Annotated in this window: 8 protein-coding genes; 3 read left to right on the forward strand and 5 right to left on the reverse strand. The window is 66.5% G+C overall.

What is annotated here, in order from left to right; genetic code table 11:
• Positions 1–28: 28 nt before the first annotated feature.
• The 3 genes from rpsD to AC1DGD_RS13300 form a co-directional block, all read right to left on the reverse strand.
• Entirely contained in the window at positions 29–655 is a 627-nt protein-coding gene (gene rpsD, locus AC1DGD_RS13290) for a 30S ribosomal protein S4 (protein ID WP_018773157.1), read from the reverse strand.
• 186 nt (positions 656–841) lie between these two features.
• The gene (locus AC1DGD_RS13295) at positions 842–1240 is read right to left on the reverse strand and encodes a cupin domain-containing protein (protein ID WP_028276474.1); all 399 of its coding nucleotides are present in this window, start codon (positions 1238–1240) and stop codon (positions 842–844) included.
• Positions 1241–1505: 265 nt separating this feature from the next.
• Complete coding sequence (locus AC1DGD_RS13300; protein WP_476857085.1) at positions 1506–2951, reverse strand: replication-associated recombination protein A; 1446 nt, start codon at positions 2949–2951, stop codon at positions 1506–1508.
• Between the two features lie 59 nt (positions 2952–3010).
• Between AC1DGD_RS13300 and AC1DGD_RS13305 the strand changes: the two genes are divergently transcribed.
• The 3 genes from AC1DGD_RS13305 to AC1DGD_RS13315 all read left to right on the forward strand — a co-directional run bounded on the left by AC1DGD_RS13305 (position 3011) and on the right by AC1DGD_RS13315 (position 5095).
• Positions 3011–3658 (forward strand): acVLRF1 family peptidyl-tRNA hydrolase, encoded by a 648-nt coding sequence (locus AC1DGD_RS13305; RefSeq protein WP_476857086.1) that lies wholly within the window; start codon positions 3011–3013, stop codon positions 3656–3658.
• 274 nt (positions 3659–3932) lie between these two features.
• Complete coding sequence (locus AC1DGD_RS13310; protein WP_476857087.1) at positions 3933–4418, forward strand: DUF2306 domain-containing protein; 486 nt, start codon at positions 3933–3935, stop codon at positions 4416–4418.
• A gap of 206 nt (positions 4419–4624) precedes the next feature.
• Positions 4625–5095: an RES family NAD+ phosphorylase gene (locus AC1DGD_RS13315; RefSeq protein WP_476857088.1), complete on the forward strand. Its 471-nt coding sequence runs from the start codon at positions 4625–4627 to the stop codon at positions 5093–5095.
• Here the strand turns inward: AC1DGD_RS13315 and AC1DGD_RS13320 are convergent.
• Positions 5066–5368, reverse strand: a complete 303-nt coding sequence (locus tag AC1DGD_RS13320; RefSeq protein WP_476857089.1) for an ASCH domain-containing protein — start codon at positions 5366–5368, stop codon at positions 5066–5068. The genes AC1DGD_RS13315 and AC1DGD_RS13320 overlap by 30 nt on opposite strands.
• Positions 5301–6065 (reverse strand): HNH endonuclease signature motif containing protein (locus AC1DGD_RS13325; protein ID WP_476857090.1); only part of this gene is annotated, 765 nt, incomplete at its 5' end. The genes AC1DGD_RS13320 and AC1DGD_RS13325, both read right to left, overlap by 68 nt.

The raw sequence follows: 6065 nt of genomic DNA on the forward strand, positions 1-6065 counted from the left end.
GGCTTCTTTGTAGGTGATGCCTTTTGAATTAGCGTGCGTAGAATTCCACGACGAGCTGCTCTTCGCAGGTCACGGGGATCTCGGAGCGCTTGGGGCGACGCACCAGGCGGGCCTGCAGGGCGTCAAGCTTGACGTCCAGGTAAGCCGGAACGATCGGCAGGACGTCGCGGTGAGCGCCGGCTGCTGCAACCTGGAACGGAGGCATGGTCTCGCTGCGGCTGTGAACGTGGACCAGCTGGCCCTCGCCGACGCGGAAAGACGGGCGGTCAACGCGGATGCCGTCAACGAGGATGTGGCGGTGCACAACCAGCTGGCGGGCCTGGGCGATGGTGCGGGCGAAGCCAGCACGCAGCACGAGGGCGTCGAGACGCATTTCGAGCAGTTCGATCAGGTTTTCACCGGTCAGGCCCTTGGTGCGGCGTGCTTCTTCGAAGGCACGGGTCATCTGGGCTTCGCGGATGCCGTACTGGGCGCGCAGACGCTGCTTTTCGCGCAGACGTACGGCGTAGTCGGAGTCCTGCTTCTTGCGGGCACGGCCATGCTCACCGGGGCCGTACGGGCGGCGCTCCATGTACTTGGCGGCCTTGGGGGTCAGAGCGATGCCGAGTGCACGCGAAAGGCGTGCGGTACGGCGAGCACGAGTGTTGTTAGCCACTTGTGTCCTTCCAATATCTGCGGTGTGTCAGTGTTACTGGCCTCCACGATGGAGAGCATCGGCCAACCGCTGCCTTTTGCTACTGGGCACAGGGCAACCCTCATCGAACCGAAGTTTCCATGGATTGTGCGTCCGTGCCTTGCCAGACAACGATCCAGCCTACCAGATCCGGCCGGCGGACCGAACTCAGATTCTGGCGTGCGCTCCCCGGACACCGCTGCGCCCGAAGGACGCCGCGCCCAGGAATTCCACGGCCACGAACGGTTTCGGGCCCACCACCCATTCGTCGTGTCCCGGCGGAATCGCGTAGGTGTCGTTGGCGTGGATCGTGGAGCGCAGCCCTTCGGCCGTTTCGACTTCCATTTCACCGGAGATGCAGAAGCCGAGATGGTGGTGCAGGCAGACGTCGGTCCGCTCGTAGGGTCTGGTGTTCTCCGACCACCGCCAGCCCGGGCCCAGGATCAGCCGGGCCACCGAGTAGTCGTTCACTGTGCAGAGGTCGAATTCGGCCTTGTCCGGGCACCGTTTCTTGTCCGGCACATCGAAGGACTTCACTGCCATGGCTGTAACGAAGTTGATACTCATGGGACACCTGCCGGGGACGGGACGGGAACGCTCGCGCTGGATGAGCTGGGATGGAGCGAAGCCAGCTGCCGTTCCGGGGTCCGGAACGAGGGAGCCAGCGATGTGACCGCGCTGTCCCCTGCGCCGCACGGACGGTCAGCAGATCCATGCCGCCGTAATTCCACGTTAGACCTCTTGGCCCCTATGTCAACGGCGGATTCCGGCGCCACGGGCCGCCGCCGACCAGCCGCAGGTCACGGGCGTTCACTTGCCGCCCACGTGCCTTTCAGGTGCCGCGGATGATCCTCCGAAGCCGCTCGAGCCGGGTGGCAATGTCGCGTTCGGCCCCGTTGCCGGTGGGTTCGTAGTAGTTGCGCCCGACGAGGTCGTCCGGCGGGTACTGCTGCGTGGCGACGGCGTGCGGGGCATCGTGGGCGTACTTGTAGCCCTTGCCGTGGCCGAGCTGTTTCGAGCCCGGGTAGTGGGCATCGCGAAGGTGGGCGGGGATGCCGTTCCCGAGCCCGGCTCGGACGTCGGCGATCGCCTGGTTAATGCCCATGTACGCGGCGTTGGACTTCGGCGCGGTGGCCAGATGCACCACGGCCTCGGCGAGGATGATGCGGCCTTCCGGCATGCCGATCAGCTGTACGGCCTGGGCCGCCGCGACGGCGGTCTGCAGCGCAGTCGGGTCAGCCATGCCGACGTCCTCGGCCGCCGAGATCACGATCCTGCGGGCCACGAACCGGGGGTCCTCACCCGCCTCCAGCATCCGGGCAAGGTAGTGCAGCGCGGCATCGACGTCGGAACCCCGGATCGACTTGATGAACGCGCTGGCGACGTCGTAATGCTGGTCCCCGGCCCGGTCGTAGCGGACGGAGGCGACATCCAGGGCGCGCTCCGTGTGCTTGAGCTCGATCTTCACCGGGGCCGCCTCGGGCGCCCCGCTGGCTGTGCCGGCTACGACTGCGTCAGTGTCGTCCGCGTCCCCGAACGCGACGCCCGCCGCCGCCTCGAGCGCGGTCAGCGCACGCCGGGCGTCCCCGCCGGAGAGCCGGACGAGGTGTGCCAGGGCCTCGTCGCTGAGTTCCACTTTGCCGCCGAGCCCGCGGTCATCCGTTGCGGCCCGCAGGAGAAGGCCCTCGACGTCGGCGTCGGTGAGCGGTTTCAGGGTCAGCAGCAGCGAGCGGGACAGCAGTGGGGAAACGACGGAGAAGGAGGGGTTTTCGGTGGTCGCGGCGACCAGGACCACCCAGCGGTTCTCGACGCCGGGCAACAGGGCGTCCTGCTGGGCCTTGTTGAAGCGGTGGATCTCATCCAGGAAGAGGACGGTGGTGGTCTTGAACAGGTCGCGCGCGGTCAGGGCTTCGTCCATCACGCGGCGGACGTCCTTGACGCCGGCGGTGATGGCGGAGAGCTCGACGAACTTCCGCCCTGGGCCCTTGGCAATCACATGGGCAAGGGTGGTCTTGCCGGTACCCGGAGGACCCCAGAGGATCAGTGAACTGGGACCCGCGGGGCCGGTGGCGTCCGTGCCGGCGGCGAGCTGGCGCAGCGGCGAGCCTTGGCCGAGTAGGTGCTGCTGGCCCACGACATCATCGAGGGTGCGGGGCCGCATCCGGACGGCGAGGGGGCTCCGCGGGGAGACCCGGCGGCTCTCGCCGGTCTGGTCAGCGTCGCCGTCATCCTCGGTAGCGGCGCCGCCGTCCCGCCCTGCGCCAAAGAGATCATCCACATAGATAGGCTACTTCTAGTTCCCGCCTGTCCAGACACCCTCATAACGGAGACCCCGCCATGACAATCCCCGACACCCGTGTGGCCTTCGTCTCCGGCGACCGGCTGCCGGGCTGGGTGGACCGCTTCGCCGCGAGCCACGGCGCACTGGTGGAGGAGGAGCTCGACGCAGGTCTGCAGCTGCGCGCCGCCGACGGGGCCGTGGCTCTGCTCCAGGCGCCATGGCCGGTGGACGGCCGTCCTGGGCGCGGCGGCGACGCCGTCGCCCGCCTCGCTTCCCTGGCCTCCCAGTCGCGGGGCATCGGGGCGGTATTGGTCCGCCGCGGCGGTTACTCGGTGGCGGTGGTGAGCGGCGGCGCCGTGCTCGCGTCGAAGACCGGTACACGGCATGTCCAGTCCCGGACGGCTGCGGGCGGCTGGTCGCAGCAGCGCTTTGCCCGGCGCCGGGCGAACCAGGCCGATGCGCTGGTGGAGGCCGTTGCGGAGCATGCCGGGCGGATTTTCGCGGAGCACCCGATCGAGTATCTGGCTCCCGGCGGCGACCGGACCCTTGCCGAGCAGGTCCTCGCCGAACCGGTGCTGAAGCAATACGCGGCACGGCCGAGGCTGGCGTTCCTCGACGTCCCGGATCCGCGCGCCGCAGTGCTGAAGAAGGCGGCCACGGACCTGTGCGCGGTGCGCATCCTGGTGACGGATCCACCGGAGTAGGGACGGCTTGAGCAACGGCCCTACCGCCACCTGTTACGGACTGTCCGGCAGCCCGCGCGCAGGAATCAGCCGTGGTGTCGGCGGGACTGCCAGGCCGAGTAGATCAGCCACCCCAACCAGATGCCCGATGAACAATCCGTTTACGGAACCCACTACGGGACCTTTTGGCCCGCTCTGTGACTTAGAGCCGCTGTGAAGGGAAATTACGTCTGCAGCAAGGTCTCCAGGTGGGCCGTTCCGAACCCTCTGGGCACGGTCAGCTAGGCTCCGGACTATGCCTTCCTCCTGGACCGTTCTGATCTCACTTCACGCAATCGCCGCCAGCTACTCACTGATTTTCGGAGCCATGAACCTGCTGCGCAGGACAAAAGGCGGCCGCGTTCATCGGATCGTGGGCCGAATCTGGGCTGCTTCCATGTATGTCGTGGTGCTGACCTCGTTTGGAATCAGAACCATCGACGGCGGGTTCAATTGGCTCCACGCACTCTCAGTGCTGACGTTCTTCACACTAACAGCGGGACTGTGGGCCATCTGGAAGAGAAACATCAGGGCCCACCGCAGTTTCATGACGGGCAGCTACTTCGGTCTGATCGGCGCCTTTGTGGGCGTTCTGGCAGTGCCCTCGCGCCGCATTCCCCAGCTCGCCATCCACGAGCTCCCGCTGTTGGGTTTGTTGATCCTGGTCCTGCTGGGCACAGCCGCACTCACTCTCATCGGCATCGCCCAGCTCCGCAAAGCACAGACGGTCCCCATCACCTAGTCCGGCCGGACACTCGCGGTATGGGGACCAAGAGCCGGAACAGGAAATTGCCTTATTCGTGGAGCTGGCAGCGAGTTCCTGGCGCCTCGAAGTTTCGTAAGCCGATTGGCTCCCGTACCTAGAACACTGGCGTCCCTGAACTAAATTGTAAGGATAAGGAAACCATGCAGCGAGACCAACCAGTTGTCAGTTGGGAAAGTGCCCTGATGCGCACTGTAGAAGGTTCGTTCTACCGTGCTGTGGATCCTGCCTACCGTGACGCGGCTCTTGCGGGATCTCGGTCTGCTGGCCGGTATTCGCCGCCAGAGGTCCCAACGCTGTACCTAAGTTCGTCACCTGAAGGTGTCGCCGCTGCAATGATCGCCCACACTGACGAACGCACTCCCGGTCGTGAGGTGTTGCAGTTCAATGTAGAGGCCAACCGTATTGTAGATCTTCGTGATCACGAAGCTCTGAAGTCCGTTGGAATCAGTCCCGCGGACGCCGCGGCGGACTGGCAACGAGCTGTTGCTGCGGGTGGAACGCCTCCGTCGTGGAAAGTTCGAGAGGCTCTGCAGAGTTTGGGCGCCAATGGACTAATCGACCCTTCACGCAAACGGCCGCAGCTCTGGCACCTAACGCTCTTCAACTGGAACGCTGATGGCGCTTCAAGTGTTCGGGTAGTTTCTCTCCGGTAGCGGATCCGTTTGCTCGTGGCCTACGCGCCATTCGGAGACTGTCTGGTAACCCTCGCCTTCGTCGATCGCGTGAGCTGCATCGACGGTGCCGAGGGGCACGACGCGAACCTCGGCAACTTCTGTGATGCAAACGGGCCGCCCTAACGAGTCAACGACCACACCGCGTTCACCGACGACCGGCAACTGCTCGGTCAGGCACAGTCGGTCAGGCACATTGGAGCAGGAGCCATTCCGAATAGGGGTCGGCCGGGGTTGCTGGCCAGTACGGATCATCTGTGTCCGCCTCGGGCAGTGGATGCCCGGCGGTGAATTGGTGCCAGTCCGGGAAGGGGTCCGGGGGCAGGCCTGGGCCCGGATCCGCGGGCTGGCCTTGATCGGGGCCTGTGTCGGTGTCGGGGTCGGGTTCCGGGCCGGGTTCGTCCGTGGCCTGGATGTGGGGCAGCCAGTCCTCGGGCCAGTGGGGTGGGTCCCAGTCCTGGTGTTCGCTGGGATAGTGCCGTCCGGACGGGGAGGTCCAGCCCGGCGGGTGGTCTTTGCTGGCCCGGGACGGTGTCCAGGCGGAGGCGTGTTTGAGCCGGTGGTGTTTCGGGCAGGGCTGGCCCAGGTTCGAGATACCGGTGGTGCCGCCGTCGGCCCAGGCCAGGAGGTGGTCTGCCTCGTTGTCCAGGGAGTGGTTGGCGCAGCCGGGGAACGGGCATCGGCCGTCGCGGAGCCGGAGCCAGTGGCGCTGGGCCGTCGTGAGCCGGTAGCTGGTCCGGCCGATTTCCAGCGGGGCGCCGTCCCGGGGGTCGGTCAGGACCCGGTGGAAGGAACCGGCGCCGTCGGCGATGAGGCGGCGGGCCATCGAGGGCGGGATCGGCCCGTGCCCGTCCAGGACGGCCGGTTCGTCGGTGGCGCCGAGCAGGGCCAGGACCGGGACGGTGACCAGGACCTGCGCCCGCGGGACCGGAACAAGCCCACCCGCCCCCGC

The sequence above is a fragment of the Arthrobacter sp. 05T45 genome, assembly GCF_056395875.1.